The sequence below is a fragment of the Streptomyces sp. NPDC050610 genome, assembly GCF_040654875.1.
GTDB lineage: Bacteria > Actinomycetota > Actinomycetes > Streptomycetales > Streptomycetaceae > Streptomyces.
In genome coordinates this window covers 17,474-40,364 of record NZ_JBFAIV010000029.1, presented here as the reverse complement: position 1 = coordinate 40,364, position 22,891 = coordinate 17,474, and the positions used below count along the sequence as shown (strand labels likewise).

20 protein-coding genes are annotated in these 22,891 nt (G+C 71.3%); 19 read left to right on the top strand and 1 reads right to left on the bottom strand.

The genetic code is table 11. The annotated features are described in order from the left end of the window. Positions 1–12: 12 nt before the first annotated feature. The 12 genes from AB0I22_RS29490 to AB0I22_RS29435 all read left to right on the top strand — a co-directional run bounded on the left by AB0I22_RS29490 (position 13) and on the right by AB0I22_RS29435 (position 15,204). Positions 13–1,224, top strand: a complete 1,212-nt coding sequence (locus AB0I22_RS29490) for a cytochrome P450 (protein ID WP_363133996.1) — start codon at positions 13–15, stop codon at positions 1,222–1,224. Beyond that, positions 1,221–1,949, top strand: coding sequence for an SDR family NAD(P)-dependent oxidoreductase (locus AB0I22_RS29485; protein WP_363133995.1), 729 nt, complete (start codon positions 1,221–1,223; stop codon positions 1,947–1,949). The genes AB0I22_RS29490 and AB0I22_RS29485 overlap by 4 nt, the downstream gene beginning before the upstream one ends. A gap of 39 nt (positions 1,950–1,988) precedes the next feature. Continuing rightward, positions 1,989–2,762 (top strand): glucose 1-dehydrogenase, encoded by a 774-nt coding sequence (locus AB0I22_RS29480; protein ID WP_363133994.1) that lies wholly within the window; start codon positions 1,989–1,991, stop codon positions 2,760–2,762. A gap of 81 nt (positions 2,763–2,843) precedes the next feature. Next, positions 2,844–3,602: an SDR family NAD(P)-dependent oxidoreductase gene (locus AB0I22_RS29475; RefSeq protein ID WP_363133993.1), complete on the top strand. Its 759-nt coding sequence runs from the start codon at positions 2,844–2,846 to the stop codon at positions 3,600–3,602. Positions 3,603–3,738: 136 nt separating this feature from the next. Continuing rightward, entirely contained in the window at positions 3,739–4,221 is a 483-nt protein-coding gene (locus tag AB0I22_RS29470) for a MarR family transcriptional regulator (protein ID WP_363133992.1), read from the top strand. Further along, a complete protein-coding gene (locus tag AB0I22_RS29465) occupies positions 4,218–5,618 on the top strand; it encodes an MFS transporter (RefSeq protein WP_363133991.1) in 1,401 nt (466 codons plus the stop codon). The genes AB0I22_RS29470 and AB0I22_RS29465 overlap by 4 nt, the downstream gene beginning before the upstream one ends. Positions 5,619–5,743: 125 nt before the next feature. Continuing rightward, entirely contained in the window at positions 5,744–6,349 is a 606-nt protein-coding gene (locus AB0I22_RS29460) for a cysteine hydrolase (RefSeq protein WP_363133990.1), read from the top strand. 299 nt (positions 6,350–6,648) lie between these two features. Next, positions 6,649–7,230, top strand: coding sequence for a hypothetical protein (locus AB0I22_RS29455; protein WP_363133989.1), 582 nt, complete (start codon positions 6,649–6,651; stop codon positions 7,228–7,230). 618 nt (positions 7,231–7,848) lie between these two features. Next, entirely contained in the window at positions 7,849–9,282 is a 1,434-nt protein-coding gene (locus AB0I22_RS29450) for a serine hydrolase domain-containing protein (RefSeq protein WP_363133988.1), read from the top strand. A 183-nt stretch (positions 9,283–9,465) separates the two neighbouring features. Continuing rightward, complete coding sequence (locus tag AB0I22_RS29445) at positions 9,466–11,067, top strand: ABC transporter substrate-binding protein (RefSeq protein ID WP_363133987.1); 1,602 nt, start codon at positions 9,466–9,468, stop codon at positions 11,065–11,067. 190 nt (positions 11,068–11,257) lie between these two features. Continuing rightward, positions 11,258–12,505: an MFS transporter gene (locus AB0I22_RS29440; protein WP_363133986.1), complete on the top strand. Its 1,248-nt coding sequence runs from the start codon at positions 11,258–11,260 to the stop codon at positions 12,503–12,505. A gap of 362 nt (positions 12,506–12,867) precedes the next feature. Continuing rightward, positions 12,868–15,204: a germacradienol/geosmin synthase gene (locus tag AB0I22_RS29435; RefSeq protein ID WP_363133985.1), complete on the top strand. Its 2,337-nt coding sequence runs from the start codon at positions 12,868–12,870 to the stop codon at positions 15,202–15,204. 240 nt (positions 15,205–15,444) lie between these two features. Here AB0I22_RS29435 and AB0I22_RS29430 read toward each other — a convergent pair whose 3' ends face one another. Next, positions 15,445–15,783, bottom strand: a complete 339-nt coding sequence (locus AB0I22_RS29430) for an EthD domain-containing protein (protein WP_363133984.1) — start codon at positions 15,781–15,783, stop codon at positions 15,445–15,447. A gap of 245 nt (positions 15,784–16,028) precedes the next feature. Between AB0I22_RS29430 and AB0I22_RS29425 the strand changes: the two genes are divergently transcribed. The 7 genes from AB0I22_RS29425 (at position 16,029) to AB0I22_RS29395 (ending at position 22,845) form a co-directional block, all read left to right on the top strand. After that, a complete protein-coding gene (locus AB0I22_RS29425; RefSeq protein WP_363133983.1) occupies positions 16,029–16,880 on the top strand; it encodes a helix-turn-helix transcriptional regulator in 852 nt (283 codons plus the stop codon). A gap of 266 nt (positions 16,881–17,146) precedes the next feature. Then, positions 17,147–17,827: a TetR/AcrR family transcriptional regulator gene (locus AB0I22_RS29420; RefSeq protein WP_363133982.1), complete on the top strand. Its 681-nt coding sequence runs from the start codon at positions 17,147–17,149 to the stop codon at positions 17,825–17,827. Beyond that, a complete protein-coding gene (locus AB0I22_RS29415; RefSeq protein WP_363133981.1) occupies positions 17,820–19,190 on the top strand; it encodes a phenylacetate--CoA ligase family protein in 1,371 nt (456 codons plus the stop codon). The genes AB0I22_RS29420 and AB0I22_RS29415 overlap by 8 nt, the downstream gene beginning before the upstream one ends. Positions 19,191–19,388: 198 nt before the next feature. After that, on the top strand, positions 19,389–19,931 hold the full coding sequence (locus tag AB0I22_RS29410; RefSeq protein WP_363133980.1) for a hypothetical protein: 543 nt from the start codon (positions 19,389–19,391) through the stop codon (positions 19,929–19,931). Positions 19,932–20,024: 93 nt separating this feature from the next. Next, complete coding sequence (locus AB0I22_RS29405; RefSeq protein WP_363133979.1) at positions 20,025–20,861, top strand: DUF4097 family beta strand repeat-containing protein; 837 nt, start codon at positions 20,025–20,027, stop codon at positions 20,859–20,861. A gap of 591 nt (positions 20,862–21,452) precedes the next feature. Beyond that, positions 21,453–22,616, top strand: a complete 1,164-nt coding sequence (locus AB0I22_RS29400) for a cytochrome P450 (RefSeq protein ID WP_363133978.1) — start codon at positions 21,453–21,455, stop codon at positions 22,614–22,616. 4 nt (positions 22,617–22,620) lie between these two features. Then, positions 22,621–22,845 carry a ferredoxin gene (locus tag AB0I22_RS29395; protein ID WP_363133977.1) on the top strand — a complete coding sequence of 75 codons (225 nt, stop codon included), beginning with the start codon at positions 22,621–22,623 and terminating at the stop codon, positions 22,843–22,845. The last annotated feature ends 46 nt before the right edge of the window (positions 22,846–22,891 follow it).

The window sequence follows — 22,891 nt, the reverse complement described above, 5'->3', positions numbered from 1 at the left end:
ACTCCCCCACCCATGACCGCCTCCGATCGCACCCCCGGACTCCGGGGCCTTCCCGCCGTGCGGGACGGCTGCCCCTTCGACCCGCCCTCCGCATACGGTCGGTTGCGGGAGGAGCGGCCGGTCAGCCGGGTGACGCTGTGGGACGGCTCCCGGCCCTGGCTGCTCACCCGGCACGAGGATGCCCGCACCGTCCTCGGCGACCTGCGTTTCAGCGCCGACAGCAGCAGGCCCGGCTTCCCGTTCCACAGCCCCAGCCGCGAGGCCCTGACGTCCACCGGCCGGTCGCTCACCCGCATGGACGACCCCGAGCACGCCCGGCTGCGACGGTGTCTCACCAAGGAGTTCACCCTCAAGAGGATCGAATCCTTACGGCCGGAGATCCAGCGGATCGCGGACGGCTGCGTCGACACCATGGCGCGGCACAGCCCTCCCGGCGACCTCGTGGCAGAGTTCGCGCTGCCGTTCCCGTCCATGGTGATCTGCCTGCTGCTCGGCGTGCCCTACGACGATCACGCGTTCTTCCAGGAGCTCAGCCGCGTCCTGCTCGACCAGCGGTCGAGCGCCGAGGACGTACGGCGTTCGCGCGACGAACTGACCGACTACCTCGGAGGGTTGACCGCCTCGAAAGCGCGAAGCCCCGACGAGGCCATCATCAGCGGGCTGGTGGCCGCCGGCGAACTGGACCACGAGCAGATCGTCACCCTCGCCCGGCTGATGGTGGTCGCCGGCCATGAGACCTCCGCGAACATGATCGCGTTGGGCACGCTCGCCCTGCTGCGCAACCCCGCGCAGCTCGCCGCGGTACGCGCTGACAGCTCGCTGGTGAGGGGCGCGGTGGAGGAACTGCTGCGCTACCTGACGGTGGTGCAGTACGGAATCCCCCGGCTGGCGCTACAGGACGTGATGGTCGGCGGTCAGCTCATCCGGGCGGGCGAAGGCGTCCTGGTGTCGTTGTCGGCGGCCAATCGGGACGCCTCCGTCTTCGACCGGAGCGATGAGCTGGACGTGCGGCGAAACGCACGGCCGCACCTGGCGTTCAGCTTCGGCGTCCACCAGTGCCTGGGGCATTCGCTGGCCCGGGTCGAACTTCAGGTGGCGTGGGAGACGCTCAACCGCCGGCTGCCCGAACTGCGGCTCGCCACACGGTTCGAGAGCCTCCGCTATTTCCAGGACGCGATCGTGTACGGCATCGCCGAGCTACCTGTCAGTTGGGGCGAGAGGTGAACATCTCGGGCAGTGTCGCGCTCATCACCGGTGGGACCTCCGGTCTCGGCCTGGCCACCGCACAGAGATTCCTCAAGGCCGGCGCCCGCGTCGTCATCGTCAGCCCGACGCGGGCCAAGGGCCGGGCCGCCGCCGAACGGCTGGGCGGCGGAGCCGTCTTCGCCGCCGCCGACGTCAGCTGTGAAGACGACGTCGGCGCCGCGCTGGACGTCGCACAGGAACTCGGGACCCTGCGCACAGTGGTGAACTGCGCCGGAATCAGCAACGCCATCAAGACCGCGGGCAGCCGCGGGGCGTTCCCACTGGCCGACTTCACCGACGTCATCCGGCTCTTCGCGCAGCGCGTCGGCCAGCTCGACGAGATGGACGGCGAACGCGGTGTCGTGGTCAACACCGCCTCCATCGCCGCCTTCGACGGCATGACGGGCCAGGCCGCCTATGCCGCGTCCAAGGGTGGCATCGTCGGCCTGACGCTGCCCGTCGCCCGCGATCTCGCCGCCCTGAAGATCCGCGTGGTCACCATCGCCCCGGGGCTGTTCCGAACCCCGCTGCTCGCTGCCGTCCCGGCGGCGGCCCGCGCCGAGCTCGGTTCGCGGACTCCGCACCCCGCCCGGCTCGGCGACCCGAGCGAGTACGCGGAACTGGCGCTGCACATCGTGGCGAATCCCATGCTGAACGGCGAAACCATCCGTCTCGACGGAGCCGTCCGCATGGCTCCGAGCTGACACGCCACCACGACGACCTGAGAGAGGAACGGTTCCCATATGACCGAGAAAGACGGAATGCTGTCCGGCAAGGTGAGTCTGATCACCGGCTCCAGCAGCGGCATCGGCGCGGCCGCGGCGCGCGTGTTCGCGCGAGAGGGCTCCGCCGTCGTACTGACCGCGCGACGCGAGGACCGGCTGGCGGCTCTGGTCAAGGAGCTGCGGCAGGAGGGAGCGGACGCGGAGTACGTGGTGGCGGACGTGGTGCGGGCCGAGGACATGCGGCGCGTCGTGGAGTTCGCCGTGGAGCGCTTCGGGCGCCTCGACGCGGCGTTCAACAACGCCGGCTACGGGGTCGGCCGTACCCCGCTGCACCTGATGGACGACCAGCTGTACGACCACATCATGGAGACCAACGTCCGGGGCCTCTTCAACTGCCTGCGGCCCCAGATCTCGACCATGCTCCGGAGCGGGAGCGGCGGCGCGATCGTCAACACCAGCAGCGTCGGCGGGATGGTGGCGACGCCGGTCTCCGCACCGTACGTCGCCTCCAAGCACGCGGTCATCGGACTGACCAAGGCCGCCGCCGCGGAGTACGGCGGCCAGGGGATCAGGGTCAACGCCATCGCACCCGGCACCACCCGCAGCGAGTTGGTCGAGGAGTGGTACGCGCAGAACCCCGGGATCGAGGAACTGGTGCACCAGACGACCCCCCAGCCGCGTACGGCGGAGCCCGAGGAGGTCGCCGAGGCGGCCGCTTGGCTGTGCAGCGACCGCAGTTCGTACGTCACCGGCGCGACCGTGCCGGTCGACGGCGGCTTCACCGCGCTGTAGCAAGCCGCGCGCCGTCGTCACACCTGTCGCCGGAAATCCGTCAGAGACTCGTCAGAAACCCTTCAGAAAAAGGAGAACGCCGTGGTTGGTCGCCTCGAAGGAAACGTGGCCGTCGTCACCGGTGCGGGGTCGGGCATCGGCAGAGCGGTCGCCGAGCGGTTCGCCGCGGAGGGGGCGACGGTGGCCGTCTGGGACCTGGTCGAGAAGGACGCCGCCGGCACGGTCGACATGCTGGCGGAACGCGGCGCGAAGTCCGCGGCGTTCGCGGTCGATGTCGCCGACGGGGCATCGGTGGGCGAGGCCGCCGAGCGGACCCTGGCCGAGTTCGGGCGGGTGGACGTCCTCGTCAACAACGCGGGCGTCTTCGACTATTACGCGCCCGTGCTCGACACGACCGAAGAGCAGTGGGACCGCGTCCTGAACATCAACCTCAAGGGGATGTTCCTCGTCACCAAAGCGCTGCTGCCCGCGCTCCTCGACGGCGGCGGCACTGTCGTCAACACCTCGTCGATCTCCGGAGTGGTGGCCGGCGGCGGCGGGATCGCCTACACGTCGTCCAAGCACGGCGTGATCGGGTTCACGAGGCAACTGGCCTCCGACTACGGCGAGCGGGGAGTGCGGGCCAACGCGATTCTGCCCGGAGCCGTGGAGACGCCGATGACGAGGCCGATCCTTGACCAGGGAGACGCGGCCATCCTCGAAACGGTCCGGAGCGTGCCCGCCCAACGGCATGCGCAGCCGGCGGAGATCGCGAACCTGGTGCTGTTCCTCGCCGGCCGCGAATCGTCGTTCGTGCACGGCGCCTGCTACGTCATCGACGGGGGCTGGACCGCCCGTTGACCGTCCTCCGACCGCGATACCGGCCGCCCAGGGAGGGCGCGGTCACCGCCGCACACCACTCCCAATAGACAGGTAACCTGAAGAGATGTACTGTTCAGGTTACCTGTCTAATTGACGAAGCGGTGATGACGGACCAATGGATCTGGCAGCGTTGGCCATGGACCTGGACTTCGCGATACGGCGACTGCGCGGCCGTATCCGGACGGAGTCCGGCGTGGACGCCGAAGGGTTGTCGCGCACCCAACTGACGGCGCTGTACCGGGTGGTGCACGAAGGGCCGATCACCACGAGCGGGCTGGCGGCCATGGAGTACATGCGCCCCCAGTCGATGGCGCAGACGGTGACGGGACTGGAGGAAGCCGGCCTGGTACGGCGCAGCTCCGACCCGGCCGACGGGCGCAGAGTGCTGCTCTCCGGTACCGAGCGCGGCATCGAGCTGGTCACCGAACTGCTGGGCCTGCACGCCCGTTGGCTCAGCGCGGCGATCGCCGAAGAGCTGGCGCCCGAGGAACAGGAGGAGCTGGCGTCGGCCGTGCGGCTCATCGGCCGGCTCGTCGACAGCAAGGTCGGCCCGGTCAGGAGCGCCCGCCACGAGGGCGCCCACGGGGGCGACCGATGAGCAGCGAGTTAACCCACGACACAGCGGCGGCGGTGGGCAGCCTGGTACGGACACCGGGTTGGCGGCTGGTCGCCCCGCTGCTGGTGGGTTCCGCCCTGAACCCGATCAACAGCTCCATCCTGGCTACGGCGCTGGTGCCCATCGCCCGGTCGTTCGGCGTGAACATCGCGGCGACCGCCGTATTGGTGTCGTCGCTGTACCTCGCCAGCGCGATCGCCCAGCCCACGATGGGCAGGCTCGCCGAGCGGTTCGGCCCGCGACGGGTCTTCCTCGCCGGTCTCAGCCTGGTCGCGGCCGCCGGCGTCCTGGGGACCCTGGCCCCGAACCTGCCGACGCTGACCGTGGCCCGGGTGCTGCTCGGCATCGGCACGGCCGGCGGTTACCCCACGGCGATGATGATCGTGCGGCGGTTCGCCGAACGTCATCCGGAGGTGAAGGTCGGTGGCACGCTCGGCGCGCTGTCGGCCGCCGGGCTGGTGACCGCCGCCGTGGGGCTGCCGATCGGCGGCGCGCTGGTGGCGGTGGCCGACTGGCGGGCGACGTTCCTCGTCAACGTGCCGCTGGCGCTGATCGGCATCGTGGCGACCCTCTGCTGGGTCCCCGCCGACACCGGCTCCAGCGCCCGGGCCTCGGCGCCCCTGCTCCGCGAGCTGGACCCCCCGGGCATGGTGCTGTTCGCCTCCACGGTCACCTGCGTGCTGCTGTTCTGCGGCAACCTGACCCGTCCGAACTGGCTGCTGCTCATCGCGACCCTCGCGCTCGCGACCGTGCTCGTACTCTGGGAACGCAGGGCCCGGCTCCCCTTCATCGATGTGCGGATGCTCGCCCGGAACCGACCGCTGAGCATGACCTATCTGCGGGTCGGGGCCACCCTGCTGGTGCCCTACTGCATTCTCTACGGACTGTCCCAGTGGCTGGCGGAGAGCCGAGGGATGTCGGCCATCACGGTCAGCCTCCTGCTGCTGCCCATGTCGTTCCTGGCCTCGGTGGTCACCATCCCCTTCTCGCGGCGGCAGCTCGTGCGCGGCCCGCTGATCGCCGCGGCGGCCGCGGCGCTGATCGGGTCGCTGGCGATGGTGTGGTTCAGCCACGACACCCCCGTGGCCGTGATCGCGGCGGTGACGCTGGTGTTCGGCGTGACCACCGGCCTGGGCTCCGTGGGCAACCAGACCGTGCTGTACGCGCAGTCCCCCGCCGAACAGGTCGGTGTCGCCTCGGGGTTGCTGCGCACCTCCACCAACCTCGGCGCCATCATGTCCGCCAGCCTGGTGAGTCTGGCGCTCGGCAACACCGCCGGCGACTCCGGGCTGCACGTCCTGGGGCTGTCCCTGGCCGTGCTCGCCACGCTGCTGTTGCTGGCGACCGTCCTCGGCAGACTGCCGGCGCACACCCGCTGACCGGGTGCGGGTCACCGCTGGTGGGCCGCACCCGCCCCGCCCGGCGAGCCGCCGGCGCCAGGCCGGTGCCCGATGCACGGGCGCCATTTGCACACCCGTAAGAATGATCGAAAGGAAATACCACGATGACTGACGCCATCATCTTTGATCCGCGCCGCACGGCCCTGCTGTTCATGGACCTCCAGGCGGGCATTCTCGGTCTCCTCTCCGACCCCGCCGAGCTCGTGCAGCGGGCCAAGCAAGTCCGGCAGTCGGCCGCGGCCGCGGGCATCCAGGTCGTATACGTGCAGGTCGCCTTCACCGAAGAGGACTACAAGGGCATCTCGAAGAACAACAAGACCTTCGCCCCCGCGGCCGAAGGCCACCTCTTCGCGGTGGGCTCCCCAGAGACCGTCATCGCTCCCGAGGTCCAGCCCGGGCCGAAGGACAAGGTCTTCACCAAGACCCGTACCGGCGCGTTCAGCACGACGAAGCTCCACGACCACCTGGGCGAGCACGGAATCGACACCGTGGTACTGGCTGGGGTCAGTACCACCGGTGTGATGCTGTCCACCGTCCGCGAAGCGGCCGACCACGACTACCGGGTGGTCGTGCTCTCGGACGTCTGCGCCGACCCCGACCCGGCCGCCCACCGCACGCTGCTCGACGCGGTCTTCCCCTCGCAGGTCGACCTCATCGACAGCAAGTCCTTCGCCGACAGCCTCGTCGCGGGCCACGCGGACGGAGCCTGACCGGCCCAGTGACCGGCCCGCACCCCCGGCCGCGGTAGCGGAACCCGGGCCTCGGCACCGCACGAGGACCGGGCTCCGCTCTCCGCCGCCGCCGAAGGACGCGGCTCGGACCAGTGACGCCGGCCGGTAGCCGCACGCCCCGGCCGACGCCCGCTCGTCGGCTCCGTCGTGCCGCGCCCCTCCCCGCGGCTGTCGCTCTCGCCACCGCCGGCCCGGCAACGGGCCGTGCGGAGGCCGCGCGGAGCACGCGCGGCACGGCCGGCCGGGCAGTGGGCACCCAACTATCGTGGAGGCGCCGGATGGCGATCCGGATCAGGATCGGTGACTACGAACGGGTGACCGACGACGCGCTGGGGCGGCACTCGGTCGGCTACTTCCCCCGGATGACCGAGAGCGAGGCGTGGGAAGCCGGCCGGGGAGTGTGGCGGCTGGACCTGCGGATGGTCAGACGCGAACGGTTCGCCCTCGTCGTGGGCGAGGGCCGGGTGCGGGCGATCGCCGAGATCACCGACGTGACCGCACACGGCACCGACCGCGGCGGGAAGAAGGCGCTGTGGGGGACGCTCCTGACAGCCGGTCACCCGCTCTACGACCAGTACGTCGGCCAGATCGACCCGCTGAACAACGATTCGCGCAACAGCATCGCCTACGGGGACCTGCCGGAGGAAGTACGGCTGCGGGCCCGGCACTGCGCGTGCGGCTGCGGACGGCTCACGCGGCAGAACTTCGTCCCCGGCCACGCGCTGCGTGCCGTCCAAGCACGGATAAGCAAGCACTTCGGCGGCTCGGTGCTCTCCTTCATCGCCTGGCTGGATCATGAGCTCCCGATCGAGGAGCAGCGAGCCGACGCCTTGACCCCTGATCCGGCCAGAACCCGGTAGCGGTCGCCCCCGAACCGGCCCGACATCAGCTTGAACCGGTCCGACACCGCCCCGGACCGGTCCGACATCTGCCCGAACCAGCCCGATTCCGGCCAGCCCGATTCCGGCCAGGACGGTTCCGCGCCAGGGCGCTGGAGCGCCATGGGAACACCGCCGGGGCCACGGCCTCAGGCTGACCAGCGCGCTCGGCCTGGCCCAGGCCACCGGAGCACCGCCGTCCCTCGCCGAAGCGCCCGGCGGCGGGGCCGTCGCCCCGCATCCGTCTCCCGGCGGCGGCACCGTCGCCGTACTCCGCCTCCCGGCGGCCGGCTGACACGCCCCGGAACGCCGCGCCGACAGCAGCCGCGCCCGCGAAGTCGATGAGGCGACGAACCGATGAGCCGACGAAGCTGCGAAGCTGCGAAGCGAAGAGAAGAAGCGAACAGCGGTCGTCGAGGCCGCCCCCGACCCGCCGGACAGCCCCCGGCCCCGCACCGGACTTGTGCCGGGCGATGGATCGCGGCCCCGCGGCTCGTACGGGCGGACGAATCGCCGCGCGGAGCTGCCCACTAACCTCGCTGACAGGTACTCACCCCTCCACCGATCGGGTACCAGCCCCTCCGAGAACAAAGGACTCGCATGTCACAGGCACCGTCGGAATCGCCGTCATCGTCCGGCGCGGGCGCGGACCCGCGGCTCGACGCCCTCCGCACCTGGTTGAACGGGCGTCTGCCGACCCTGCTCGACGAGCACCGGGTACCGGGCGCCGCCGTCGCCGTGAGCGTCGGCGACGCGGTGATCGACGTCGCCGCGGGCGTCCTCAGCAAGCGCACCGGGGTCGAGGCCACGCCCGACTCCGTGTTCCAGATCGGCTCGATCACCAAGGTCTGGACGACGACGCTCGCCATGCAGCTCGTCGACGAGGGGAAGCTGGCCCTCGACGCGCCCGTGCGCGACTACCTGCCCGACTTCGCGCTCGCCGACGGCGCGGCCGCCGCCGCCATCACCGTCCGGCAGCTGATGTGCCACGTCAGCGGGTTCGAGGGCGACATCTTCACCGACACCGGCGTGGGCGACGACTGCCTGGAGAAGTTCGTCGCCACGCTCGGCGACGCGCCGCAGTTGTTCGCGCCGGGCGAGCGGTTCTCGTACAACAACGCCGGCTACTGCGTGCTCGGCCGGATCGTCGAGGTGCTGCGCGAGAAGAGCTACGACGCCTGCCTGCGCGACCACCTCTTCGCCCCGCTCGGACTCGCCCACGCGGCCACCAGTCCGTACGAGGCGATACTGCACCGGGCCGCGGTCGGCCACATCCAGGCCGCCCCGGACGCCGGGTTCGAGCCGGCGCCGGCGTGGGCGCTCCCCCGCTCGAACGCCCCCGCGGGCGCCATGCTCGCCATGCGTCCCCGCGATCTGCTGGCCTTCGCCCGGATGCACCTGGCCGACGGCCTGGGCCCGGACGGGACCCGCGTGCTCGGCGCGGAGAGCGCGCGGGCCATGCGCGAACACCAGACGGACGTCCCGTACCTGGGGCTCATGGGCGACGAGTGGGGCCTGGGCTGGGAGATATTCGACTGGCCCGGCGGCACCGTCGTCGGACACGACGGCGGCACCCTGGGCCAGTCCGCGTTCCTGCGCGCCGTGCCGGGCCAGGACGTCGTCGTGGCGGTGCTGACCAACGGCGGCGAGCCGCTCGGCGTGTACGAGGAGATCGTCGGGCACGTCCTGCGCGAACTCGCGGCCGTGGAGCCGCCCCCGCTGCCGGTGCCGGCCCCCGACGCGCCGCGGATCGACGCCGCGCGGTACGTCGGCACGTACTCCTCAAGCGCCGCCGACACGGTGGTCAGCCAGGACGCCGAGGGCCGGATATGGGCGGAGCGCACCCCGAAGGGGATCTTCGCCCAGTTCGGCCCGCCGGAGCGGATCGAGCTCGCGGCGGCGCGCGAGGACGCCCTGATCGCCGTCGAGCGCCGGCACGGCATGTACCAGATCCACTCCTTCGTCGGCGACGACGGCGACGGGCACGCGCTGTTCCTGCACACCGGGCGCGCCGACCGCAGGGTCGCGCCATAAGACGCACCCGGAAGGCGCACCCGGCGGCAACGGCGTCGACGGTGCGGCCGACGTGAGCGGGCAGCTCGCGGCGGTCTTCTTCGACGAGGCAGGCGCGCGAGGGTTCGCGCGCCTGTGAAGTACGCGGCCGACGGCCCGGGGCGGCGTGCGCCGCCCGCATCCCACCACCCCAGGGAGACACGGATGAGAACCGCGCGGACCGCGGCGGCGGTCGTCATCGCCGCCGCCCTGGGCCTCACCGGCTGCGGCGGGCCGTCGGCCGCGGGCAGCCGGCCGCAGCCGGGCGACACGCCGGCCGAGGGCCGGACCTTCACCATGGCGATGCCGGCCGATCCCGGCACGCTCGATCCGGCGCTGACCGTCCTGTCGGCCGCTCTCCAGGTCGGCCGTTTCCTCTACGACCCGCTGATCCAGGTGACCGCGGACGGCCGCGTCCGCGCGGGCCTCGCCGAGAAGTGGCAGGGGGACGCCACCACGGCCCGTTTCACGCTGCGGCCGGGCCTGACCTGCGCCGACGGCACGCCGCTGACCGCGCGGGACGTGGCCGCGAACATCGCGTTCGTGGCCGACCCGAAGAACAGGTCGCCGCTGACCGGCCTGTACGTGACCCCGGGCGCCACGGCGACGGCCGACGCCGCGAACCGGGAGGTCACCGTCGTCAGCAAGGTCCCCGACGCCTTCCTCCTGCACAACGTCGGCATGGTGCCGATCGTCTGCGGCAAGGGGCTGAAGAACCGCGCGTCGCTCGCCGAGGGCCGCAACGGCACCGGCATGTTCACCCTCACCGAGGCGGTGCCGGGCGACCACTACACCCTCACCCGCCGCAAGGACTACACCTGGGGCCCGGGCGACTGGAAGGCGCGGCAGAAGGGGCTGCCGGACAAGGTGCGTCTACGGATCGTCCCCAACGAGACGACCGCGGCGAACCTGCTGCTGTCCGGCGAGCTGAACGCCGCGAACCTCATCGGCCCCGACCAGCAGCGCCTCTTCGGCCGCGGCCAGTACCACGCCGACTCGACCACCGCGCTCGGCGAGATGTGGTTCAACCAGGCACCAGGACGGCTGGGGCGGGACGAGACGACGCGGCGGGCCCTCGCCCAGGCCGTCGATCTCCCGGTCATCGGCAAGGTGCTGTCCAGCGGCACCGGCAAGCCCTCGGGCGGGTTCTTCAGCATCGAGCCGAAGGCGTGCCCGGACGCCGCGACGGCCGGCGGCCTGCCGCCCCACGACGTGGCCGCCGCCAAGTCCCTGCTGGACGAGGCCGGCTGGAAGGAGGGCTCCGGCGGCGTACGGACCAAGAACGGCAAGCGCCTCGCGCTCACCTTCCTGTACCCCAGCCAGATCGGGCAGCCGGCCGCCTCCGCGGCGGAACTGATCCAGAAGGCGTGGCAGGCCGTCGGCGCCCAGGTGACGCTGCGCGGCGTCGACAACATGGGCATCAACCAGATCGTCGCCGGCAACGCGTCCTGGGACATCGCCGTCATGCCCCTGGGCCTGGGAATCCCGCCGCAGCTGCGGCCATTCGTCTCCGGCCCGACCCCGCCGAACGGCACGAACTTCGCGCGCATCGACAACAAGGCATACGTGTCCCTGGCCGCCGACGCCTCGCGCATGGCGGGGGCCAAGGGGTGTCCGACGTGGAACCGCGCCGCGTCGGCGCTGATCGAGTCGGTGGACGTGCTGCCGTTCGTCGACGCCGTCCAGCCGACGTTCGGCTCGGGGGCGCGGTTCGAGAAGAGCTACGGGAGCATCACGCCGTCGTCGATCCGGATGTACGAGGACTGATCCGCGCGCCGGACGACGCGAGAGCCCGGCCGCCCACGCGAGGCTTCCGCACGGAGCTTCGGCAAGCTCCCGCACGAACCTCAGGAACGGAGCTCCGGCGCGGAGCTCTTCCGTCGAGCCGACGCGGATCTCCGGGCCGGGTGCGTACGGTGAACCCGATGCGATCACCACGACGAGGGAGGTCCGGCCGATGGCGGCGGCGGAGTCGGCACAGTCGGCCTTGTGGCGCAGGGCGGCCGTGGTCGCGGCCCTGATGCTGGCCGCGTTCACCTTCAACACCACCGAGAACCTCCCGATCGGCGTGCTTCCGCTGATCTCGGACGACCTCAAGGTGTCGCTGGCGGCCGTCGGCGGGCTCGTCACCGGTTACGGCGTGACCGTGGCCGTGGTCTCCCTGCCCATAGCGCACGTCACCCGCGCCATGCCCCGCCGCCATGTGCTCACCGTCCTGCTGGGCGCGCTGGCGGTGGCGAACCTCGCCTCGGCGGCGGGCTCCTCCTACTGGCTGCTGCTCGCCGCCCGGGTGGTGACCGCGCTCGCCCAAGCGCTGTTCTGGGCGGTGATGGGGCCCGTGGCCGTCGGGCTGTTCCCCCAGCGGGTGCGCGGCCGGGTGATCGGGGTGCTGTCGGTCGCCGGGTCGCTGGCGCTCGTCCTGGGCATCCCGGCCGGCACCTGGCTGGGCCAGCAGCGCGGCTGGCAGCTCCCACTGGTCGTACTGGCCGGGCTGGGCGCCGTGTCGCTGGCGGTGATCGCGGCGCTGCTGCCCACCTCGCGGCCCGAGGAGGGGCACGCGGCCTACGGGTCCGAGCCCGACGTCCGGCGGTACCGGGCCGTCCTGGCGACCACGGCCCTGTCGGTGACCGGTGCTTTCGCCGGCTACACGTACATCGTGAAGTTCCTGGGCGACGTCAGCGGCTTCTCGGACACGTCGGTGAGCAAGCTGCTGATGGTCTCCGGGGTGGCGGGCGTCCTCGGGGTCACCGCTGCCGGTCCGCTGCTCGACCGCTTTCCCCGGGCCACGCTCGCCGTCCCGGTCGCCGCCCAGGCGCTGGGCATGTTCGGGCTGTACGCGCTGGGCGGGTCGAAGGCGGCGGTGGTGGCGATGCTGGCGCTGCTCGGGGCGTCCCTGGGGCCGGCCTTCATGGCCGCGCAGGCGCGGGTGCTCCAGTCGGCTCCGGGCCGTACGGAGATAGCGCTGGCCGCCAACTCCGGCGCGTACAACGCGGGGGTGGCGCTCGGCGCGCTGCTGGGCGGCGTACTGCTGCCCCTGGTGGGGGTGCGCGGCACGTTCCTGGTGGGCGCGGTGTTCAGCGCGGCGGCGCTGTCGGTGCTGGGGTGGGAGCGGCTGACCGCGTCCGCGCCGGGTGACCGCGCGCGGCCCGCCGGGGCGGAGCGCCGCAGGGCGGATGCCCCCGCCCAAAGCCCCTTGCCGGAATGAGCCCGGAATGGGCAAGAGGTGAGCCGCAAGGGGTGAGCTGTCGGACCGGGTGACGGGCGAGCTGCCGAAATGGGTGAGGGCGAGCGCGCGATGGTCTCCGCATGAGCAGCTGATCGGACAACACACGTACGAGTGGTTTGCCGTTCGGAACGGTGCGGCGATTCCGCGAGGGCTTCTACGGTCGCACACGGCCGTTCGCGTTGGGCTGCCGAGTGCCGGACCGGGGAGGACTTCCGCATGTTCGTGAGCGAAGCCGAGGTACCGGACTCACTCCGCCCAACGCACGGGTGAACGCCGGGAATTCGGCACCGCCCGTTCCCGTCGCCGCACCCATTCCGTCACTCAATGGAGGCCCGCGCACCGTGCAGCCCTTCGAACTTCCCGACTTCTACATGCCGTACCAGGCCCGGCTCAATCCCAGCCTGCCCCGCGCCCAGGCGCACGCCGCGCCGTGGGCCCGGAGCATGGGGATGCTGGAGGGCTCGGGGGTGTGGGACGAGGCGGAGCTGGACGCCCACGGATACCCGCTGATGTGCGCCTACACCCACCCGGACGCCGCTCCCGAGACGCTGGACACCGTCACGGACTGGTACGTGTGGGTGTTCTTCTTCGACGACCACTTCCTGGAGACGTTCAAGCGGACCGGCGACATCGCCCGCGCCAAGGCGTATCTGGACAGGCTGCCGCTGTTCATGCCCCGGGACGGCTCCCCGATGCCGGAGCCGACCAATCCGGTCGAGGCCGGGCTCGCCGATCTGTGGGAGCGGACCGCTCCGCAGATGTCCCCGCAGTGGAGGGAACGATTCTTCGAGTCGACGTTCAACCTCCTCCAGGAATCGATGTGGGAGCTGCACAACATCAACGCGGGCCGGGTGGCCAACCCCGTCGAGTACATCGAGATGCGCCGCAAGGTCGGCGGGGCGCCCTGGTCGGCGGATCTCGTGGAGTTCGCGAACGGCGCCGAGGTGCCCGACGCGGTGGCCCGCAGCCGGCCGCTGCGGGTGCTGAAGGACGCCTTCTCGGACGGGGTGCACCTGCGCAACGACCTCTTCTCGTACCAGCGCGAGGTCACCGAGGAGGGCGAGCTGAGCAACGGCGTGCTCGTAGTGGAACGATTCTTCGGGTATGACCCGCAGCGGGCCGCCGACACGGTCAACGACCTGCTGACCTCCCGGCTGCACCAGTTCGAGCACACGGCCCTCACCGAACTGCCGCCGCTCTTCGAGGAACACGGCCTGGACCCGGACGCCCGCGCGCGGGTGCTGGCGTACGCGCAGGGCCTCACGGACTGGCAGAGCGGCGGCCACGAATGGCACCTGCGCTCCAGCCGGTACATGAACGGCGGCAAGAGCGCCTCCGCCGATACCGCCCCCTGGTCGCCGCCGGGGCCTTCCGGGATCGGCGTCACCCGCGTCGGGGCCGCCGCCGCCCGCGTGTTCAGGGCGCCGTCCCAGGGCGCGAGCACCCGCGCGCGGTCCTTCCGCCTCCCCGCGTACGAGCAGGTCGGCCCGAGCGCCCCTCCGGACCTCCGCATGCCGTACGCGCTGCGGCTCAACCCGCACCTGGAGCTGGCGCGCCGGGACCTGATCGAGTGGGCCCGGCGGACCGGCATCACCGTGCCGGCCCCCGGCGTGCCCGGTGACGGCCGGTGGACCCAGGAGGTGCTGGAGGCCGCCGACTTGGCCCTGTGTTCGGCGGGGCTCGACCCCGGAGCCTGCGCCGAGGACCTGATCACCAGCGCCAGGTGGCTGACCTGGGGCACGTACGCCGACGACTACACCCCGGCCTTCAACGCGGCCCACGACGCGGCGGGGCTGAGGCGGTACATGGAGCAGGCGCGGCAGTGCATGCCGGTGGACGGCTCGCCCGCGCCGCCGCCCGTCGACGCCTCGACCCGGGCGCTGACGGAGCTGTGGACGCGTACGACCGCATCGATGAGCCAGACGGACCGGGAGAAGTTCCGCCGGGCCTGCGACGAGTTCATCGACAGCTGGTGGTGGGAGTTCGCCAACGCCGAGCTGAACCGGGTGCCCGATCCCGTGGACTACATCGAGATGCGGCGCAAGACCTTCGGGTCGGACATGACCGTACTGCTCGCGCAGTTGGGCCGGGGCGGCAAGGTCCCGCCGGAGCTGTTCGGGACCACCACGGTCAAGAATCTGGAGGCCGCGGCCATGGATTACGCGACCCTGCTCAATGACTGCACGTCGTTCCAGAAAGAGATCGAATTCGAGGGCGAGCTGCACAACGGGGTGCTGGTGATCCGGCAGTTCTTCGACTGCACCACGGAACAGGCCCGGGCCATCGTGATCGACCTGATCAACTCCCGAATGCGGCAGTTCGAGCATCTGGTCGCCATGGAACTCCCACTGCTGTGCGCGGATTACGGACCGGAAGTCGGCGCGGAACTGGAACGGTACGTGGACGGGCTCAAGGACTGGATGAGCGGAATCAAGAACTGGCACGAGGAAGTGGACCGCTACAAGGAACCGAGCCTGCGCGAGCGCTACGGGCGGCAGCACGAGGCACCCGGCGTCGGGGCCGTCCCGTCGGCCCTGCCGCTCCCGTTCTCTCCGTCGGCCCCGATCAGGTCGCTCCCGGACGGGGCGCGTTCCGCCGGACCGCTACCGATCGGGCCGCCGCGCGGGCTGGGAACCTCCGCCGCCCGGCTGGCGGAGTCCCTGCCGGCCCGGGTGTGAACAGGTGTGAACAGACGCCGAAACGCCTCCATCGCGCGATGAGGACACGGGACAGTTTCCGGTTTCCCCGCCGAGCGCTGCCGAATACTGCCATGTACTACCGCGTACTGCCGTTCGTAAGCTGCGGCTGCTGACCCGCGGGCGAAGCCGCTGGCCGGGCCTGCGCGGCAGCAGGCCCGGCCGATCGTGCCGGCAGCCGCATTGATCCTGGTCGGCTTCGTGACCAGCGGTTACCGGCCCTCAGCCGATGACGACTTCCTCTTCGGAGATGACGCGTCCAAAGGCGTTCAAATCGATGAAGTTCTCATGATCCGGGTCGACATTCTTCAGGAAGTTCTCGCAGAAGTAGAACGCGTTGAGGTCGTCCATCGTGTCGAACCACGCCTCGACCACCGAGTCGTAGTCCGGCTCGGGATAGTTCGGGGCGGGGACGGGATAAGACACCACGAATCGGCGGATGTACTGCTCCGCCTCCGGGATGGACATGAGCAGCGGCCTGTGAATGTTCCGCTGATAGTGGGTGAACTCGTCATGAGTCATACCCTCGCGACGCTTCAATGTAATGACCATTTTGATCATGACGCAGATCCCTTTCTGGTTGCTGAGGCGCAATTCGTCGGCCCGATATCACTGGCCGGGGGGCGCTGTGCGCGCCGGGACTGGCTGGACGCGCGCCACCGTTAACAGGAGGCCCACGCCGGCGGGTATGGAGATGTGGGTGATCCATGCGTTGTCCATGGCAGCAAGCCTGCGCTCGGCCACGGAGCCGATCCAGGCACCAGCGGTACCAGGGTCGGCTCCGCGGCCGGACGCAGACTGGAGGTATGGACCGACGAGAGCTGGCCGGCTTCCTGCGCGGCAGGCGCGAGCGCATCGCCCCTGCCGACGTGGGCCTGCCCGCCGGGCCGCGCCGCCGCACACCGGGGCTGCGCCGCGAAGAGGTGGCGCAGCTGGCGTTCATCTCGACCGAGTACTACACGCGGCTGGAGCAGGCCCGCGGCCCGCGGCCGTCGCGCGAGGTACTCGCCGGCCTGGCCCGAGCCCTGCGCCTGTCGGACGCGGAGCGCGACCACCTGCACCACCTCGCCGGCGCGCCGCCCGGCCCGCCGACCGGGCCCTCGCGTGAAGTGCCGCGGAGCGTCCTCGACCTGCTGCGGCGGCTGCCGCACACCGCGGCGATCGTGCTCTCCGCGACGTACGAGGTGATCGCCTGGAACGACATGGCCGCCGCCCTCCTGGAGGACTTCTCCCCGCTGTCCCGGCACGAGCGCAACCTCGTGCGCCGTGCCTACCTCGCGCCGCCGTCGCGGGAGCGCCTGCTGTACGACCCGTTCGACGCGGAGGCGTTCGCCCGCGCCGCGGCCCGGCGCCTGCGGGCCACCGCCGCCCGCTATCCCGACGACCCCGAGGTGGCCAAGCTGGTCGGTGACCTCCTCTCCGGCAGCGCGGAGTTCGCCCGGCTGTGGGCCGCCCACGACGTGCGCCCCGAGCCCGCCCTGCGCAAGACCGTCAACCACCCGCTGATCGGCCCCATCGCCCTCAACTGCGACCTCCTCGACATCACCGACCAGGACCAACAGCTCGTGCTCTATACGGTCGAGCCCGGTTCTCCCGCCGAGGAGGCGCTACGGCTGCTTTCCGTGATCGGCACGCAGCGTATGGACGTGCCCGGTTGAGGAGTCCGGCCTCGGGACTGGCGGGAACACGGGTACAGCCGTTGACGCTGAGAACGATCACGGTCCGGCCGGCGCGAGCGTACTGACCCGGTTCTCGTACTCGCGCCCGGCCTCGCACTGGGCCGGGACCCCCGGGACGCCTCCTACGACGAGCTGCCGTGCCCTTCCGGAGGGGCGGCGGCCCGCTATCGGAGGCCGGCCGTTGGGGGCCGGTCCCCCAACCCTCCTCTAGTTTCAATACAGATCTGTACTGTATTGTTTTTGCCGTGAAGCTTGGCGACGACGGCGGGCGCACCGCCGAACCATCAGCACAGTCCACCCGGCCCCCTGGCCGCCCCCGCAGCCGCGAGGCGGACGAGGCGATCCTCGCGGCCGCTCTCGACCTGCTGATCGAGCGCGGCATCGGCTGGGCCAGCATCGAGCAGATCGCCCGCCGCGCCGGGGTCACCCGCGCCACGGTCTACCGGCGCTTCCCGAACCTCACCGAGCTGCTGGTACGGGCGATCGAGTGGGAGTACCGGGAGGCGGACGCCGCGTCGCTGCACTGGCCGGACATCGAGGCGATGGTCACGGACTGGGCCGGCCACCTCAGCCGCCCCCGCGCGCGCCGGCTGATCCGCCGCCTCTACGGTTCGGTGGACGACCTCCCCGAACTGCTGGGCGCTTACCACCGAGCCCATGGACAGCTCCGCGGCCAGGCGGTCCGCGCCACCCTCGAAGAGGCCCGCGCGGCCGGCCTCCTCCCCTCGGACAGCGATCCGGCCATCCTCCAGCACCTGCTCAGCGGCGCGGCGCTGCAGCACCTCGCCGCCTGCCCCGACACCACCAGCGCGGGCGAGGTGAAGGCGTACCTCCTCGCCGTACTCCGACAGGCCGGCCACCGGCCGGACGCCGGCGGAACACCGGCGCAGCACCGGCCCCAGAAGGAGCACGAAGCACATGAGTGAGAGCACGTCGCGACTCGGACAGGACATCCGCCGGGCCCGCAGGCAGGGCATGCCCGCGATCACACGGCGCCAGGAGGACCGGCTGGCCGGCATCGTCGCCCACGCCCGCGCCGCCTCCCCCTACTACCGCGAGCTCTACCGCGACCTGCCCGAGCGCGTGACGGACCCGGCGCTGCTACCGGTCACCGACAAGAAGAAGCTGATGGCGAACTTCGACGACTGGGTGACCGACCGCGGCATCACGCACGAGAGGGTGTCGGCCTTCAGCGACGATCCGGAGCTGATCGGGCAGCGGTTCCTCGGGAAGTACATGGTGGCCACCACCTCGGGCACCAGCGGCCGGCGCGGCCTGTTCATACTCGACGACCGGTACATGGCCGTCACCTCCGCGCTGACCTCCCACTCGCTCACCTCCTGGCTGGGCCCCGTCGGCGCCCTGCGGGCCACCGCCCGCGGCGGGCGCTTCGCCCAACTGGTCGCCACCGGCGGGCACTACGCCGGCTTCGCCGGGTACTCCCGCATGGTCCGCGAAGGCGGCTGGCGCGCCAAGCTGATCAGGGCGTTCTCGGTGCACACCCCGATGGCGGAGCTGGTCGGCCGGCTCAACGCGTACCGCCCGGCCGTCGTCATCGGCTACGCCAGCACGATCATGCTGCTCGCCGCCGAACAGGAGGCGGGGCGGCTGCGCATCGACCCGCTGCTGATCGAGCCCGCGGGCGAGACGATGACCGTCGGCGACACGGACCGCATCGCGGCCGCCTTCGGCACGAAGGTCCGCACGATCTACGGCGCGACCGAGTGCGCGTACCTCAGTTACGGCTGCGCCGAGGGATGGTACCACGTCAACGACGACTGGGCCGTGGTCGAGCCGGTCGACGCCGACCACCGGCCCACGCCGCCCGGGGAGTTCTCGCACACCGTCCTCGTCACCAACCTCGCCAACCGGGTGCAGCCGTTCCTCCGCTACGACCTCGGCGACAGCGTCCTGGTCCGGCCCGAACCCTGCCCCTGCGGCAACCCCCTGCCCGCGATCCGCGTGCAGGGGCGCGCCGGGGACATCCTCACCTTCCCCGACGGCCGCGGCCGGGACGTCAGTCTCGCCCCGCTGGCCTTCGGCACCCTGTTCGACCGGACGCCCGGAGTCGAACGGTTCCAGATCGAGCAGACCGCCCCCACGACGCTACGGGTGCGGCTGCTCCCGGCCGCCGGAGCCGACCCGGACCGCGTGTGGCAGGCCGCCCGCCGCGAGCTGACCCGCCTGCTCGCCGACAACCGGCTGGACGGCATCACTGTCGAACGGGCCGAGGAGCCTCCCCGACAGGCGCCCGGCGGGAAGTACCGTACGGTCATTCCGCTCGCCTGACGCGCTGCTCGGGCTCTGGCCATCTGGCACGCCGCCCGGGCTCTGATCGTCCGACACGCCGCTCGGGCCCTGGTCGCAGTCCGACCGGCTCACGGCTCGGACTGCGACCAGGCCGTCTTACGCACCCCTCGCACTCTGGCGCCAGAGTGCGCCACACCCTCTCTTGCAATGGTGTCATTGTGGTGCCATGATGGCGTCATGGACCTCACGCCGTACGTCGACAACCTCCGGCACGAACTCGCGGTCGCCGCGGACACGGGCGGGGACGAGGCTCGCGAACTCGCCGAGCGCCTCACCACGCCCCTTGAGTCGGCCGTCCGGCTCATGCTGCTGAACGCGCTGTCCAGCGCCATGGGCGAGGTCACCCGTGACCTGGCGCCGGGGTCGGTCGACGTACGGCTGCGCGGACTCGATCCCGAGTTCGTCGTGACACCGCCGCCGGCGCTGGAGGGGTTCGAGGAGGCGGGGGCGCATGAGTATCCGCCCGGCGGCGCGCGGGCGCCCGTGGCACCGGTCCCCTCGGCCTCGGACGGCGACGAAGGCGGTACGGCGCGCGTCAACTTGCGGCTTCCCGCGCACCTCAAGACGCGCGTCGAGGAGGCGGCCGGGCAGGAGGGCCTCTCGGTCAACGCCTGGCTCGTACGGGCCGTCGCCGCCGCCCTGGAACCCACGGAGCGCGGCCGGCCCCCGGGGCGCAGCCGCCATATGGGCCGGCAGGGTTTCACGGGCTGGGTCCGCTGACGGCTCCCCACCGGAGCGGCGTTCGGGCACTACTTCTCCTTCACCCGCACCACCAGCGGGAACGCATACCTGAGCCATGAGGACGGGACAGCCATGCCTACCTTCGACACTCCGGAACCGATCTCCGTCACCCTTGAATTCGACGTCGGTTCCGCCCGGATCGCCGCGACCAAGCGCATCGACACGGTCGTCGAGGTGCTGCCGAGCAACGCGGCCGAGGAAGCCGACGTGCGCGTCGCCCAGCAGACCAAAGTCACGTACGCGGACGGCAAGTTGCTGGTCAAGGGGCCCAAGAAGCGTTCGCTGTTCGGCAAGGCCGGATCGGTCGACGTGAGCGTCGAACTGCCCGCCGGCTCGGATCTCCACGGCACCACTCCCATGGCGGACTTCGTCTGCACCGGCCGCCTCGGCGAGTGCCGGCTCAAGACGTCGCTCGGCGACATCCGGGTCGACGAGGCGGCGGCCTCGTTCCTCAAGACGGGCCACGGGGACATCTACGCGGCCCACCTGGCCGGGGACGCCGATGTAACCGGGGCCGGCCGGATCGAAGTCGGCACGTTCGGGGGCACCGCGAGAATCAAGAACGGCAACGGCGAGACCAAGATCGGCGAGGCCGTCGGCGACCTGCGCGTGAACGCGGCCAACGGCACCGTCTCCGTCGAAATCGCACATGCCGGAGTCGACGCCAAGTCCGCCAACGGCGGCATCCGGGTGGGCGACGTGACGCGCGGCGATATCGCACTCCAGGCCGCCATCGGCGATGTCGAGATCGGCATCCGCGAGTCCACCGCCGCCTGGCTCGATGTGAAGACCGGCATCGGCAGCGTACGCAACTCCCTGAGCACGACGGATGGCCCCGACACAGCAGAGGAGACCGTCGAGGTACGCGCCAGCACCGGAATCGGCGACATCCTGATTCACCGCGCCTGACCGCCGAACTGACGCAACTGACTGATACATCGGACTGACGCACCGGACTGATGCATCGGGTCCGATACGCCGAGGCCGATGCGCCGGATCCCATGCGCCGAGGCTGATGTGCCGGGTTCCATGCGCCGGAACCAGTGGGAGAGCCCATACCCCGGGGCCGATACGCCAGGGCTGGCGCGCCGGGTCCCACGTCCCGGTGCCGCTACGCCAGAACTGATGCACCGAGGGCTGACGCACCGCGTCCGCCCCTCCCTCCAGGCTCGACGCGCCGCGTCCGACCCCGCCGGGCCGCGCGAACCGGGCGCTCCCGCCCTCGACGAGCCGCCGTCGCGGCGGCCGTTGACTCGCACCCCTACCGCTGGATGCTCGGCCCGTGGCGGACACGGCGCCGAGCGGGGAGCCGGCTCGTACGCGCCTGTACGAGCTGCTCCGCACTGCACAGTGCTCCGCGCGCCGCACGTCGTATCACGCACCACGTGTCACATCACGCACCGTGCGTCGCACCGCTCATGGCACGTCACTCTGCACTCTGAACCGGAGGACCCCATGCACCACGCACCACCGACACACACCGAGCCAGTCACGCTGCCGATGAACCGCGCGCAAGGCTGCCCGTTCGACCCGCCCGCCGAGTTGAGGCGGCTGCGCGAAGAGCGGCCGCTCGTCCGGATGCGCTATGCCGACGGGCACTTGGGGTGGCTGGCCACCGGCCACTCCTTGGCCCGGCGGATACTCGCGGACCGGCGCTTCAGCTCGCGCCAGGAACTCCTGCACTCCCCCACTGTGGACATCGGCGAGATCCCCCCGGCGTCGGTCGGCGACCTCACCGGGATCGACGCTCCGGAGCACACCCGCTATCGGCGGCTGCTCATCGGGAGTTTCACCGTACGCCGGATGCGCGCGCTCACCGAGCGGGTCGAGCAGATCACGGCGGAGCACCTCGACGCGATGGAGCGTCAGGGGACGTCGGCCGATCTGGTGGAGGCGTACGCGCGGCCCGTTCCAGCGCTGATGATCTGCGAGCTGCTGGGGGTGCCCTATGCCGACCGGGAATTCTTCCAGGACCACGCGACGACGGTGCTCACCCAGGATGCCGATGAGCAGGAGAAGTACACGGCCCTGACCGCGCTTCAGGAGTATCTGCACCAGCTGGTGCTGGCCAAGCGCACCGAGCCGACCGACGACCTGATCAGCGACCTGACCGCCAGTGATCTCACCGATGAAGAACTCGCGGGCCTCGGGAGCCTGTTGCTGGTCGCGGGCCTGGACACCACCGCCAATATGATCGCCCACGGCGCCTTCGCCCTTCTCAGCAACCCGGATCAGCTCGACGCCCTGCGCTCAGATCCGGACCTCGCGGACCAGGCCGTGGAAGAGCTGATGCGCTATCTGACCGTCGCCGACCCCACGTTGCGGTCGGCGCTGGAAGACATAGAACTGGACGGCCAGTTGATCAAGGCCGGCGAGTGCGTCACCGTCTCGCTCCAGGCCGCCAACCGCGACCCGCTGCGGTTCCCCGATCCCGACGCCCTGGATCTGCGCCGCAAGGCCACCGGCCATCTGGGGTTCGGGCACGGCGTCCACCAGTGCCTGGGCCAGCAACTGGCGCGGGTGGAGATGCGGGTCGCCATTCCGGCCCTGTTCGCCCGCTTCCCGTCACTGCGGCTCACCGTTCCGCCGGAGGAAGTGCCGCTGCGCACTTCCATGAACATCTACGGCGTGGAGCGGCTCCCCGTCGCGTGGGGCGAGGAGTAGGCCGATGGAACTCAGTGTCGACCGGGAGCGCTGCGTCGGTGCCGGGATGTGCGTGCTCAGCGTCCCCGAGGTCTTCGATCAGGACGTCGACGACGGCCGGGTGCTGGTCCTGGACGCCGAACCGCCCTCCGGGCGGGAAGCGTCGGTCCGGCTGGCGGCGGGCGTCTGCCCCGCCGGTGCCATCTCCGTGCTGGAGCGAGGGGGTGCCAGTTCCCCGCCGTCTGGCTAGGCGGGTCTCCTCACAGCGGTGGCGGCGGGAGTTGACGCCGCGTTTG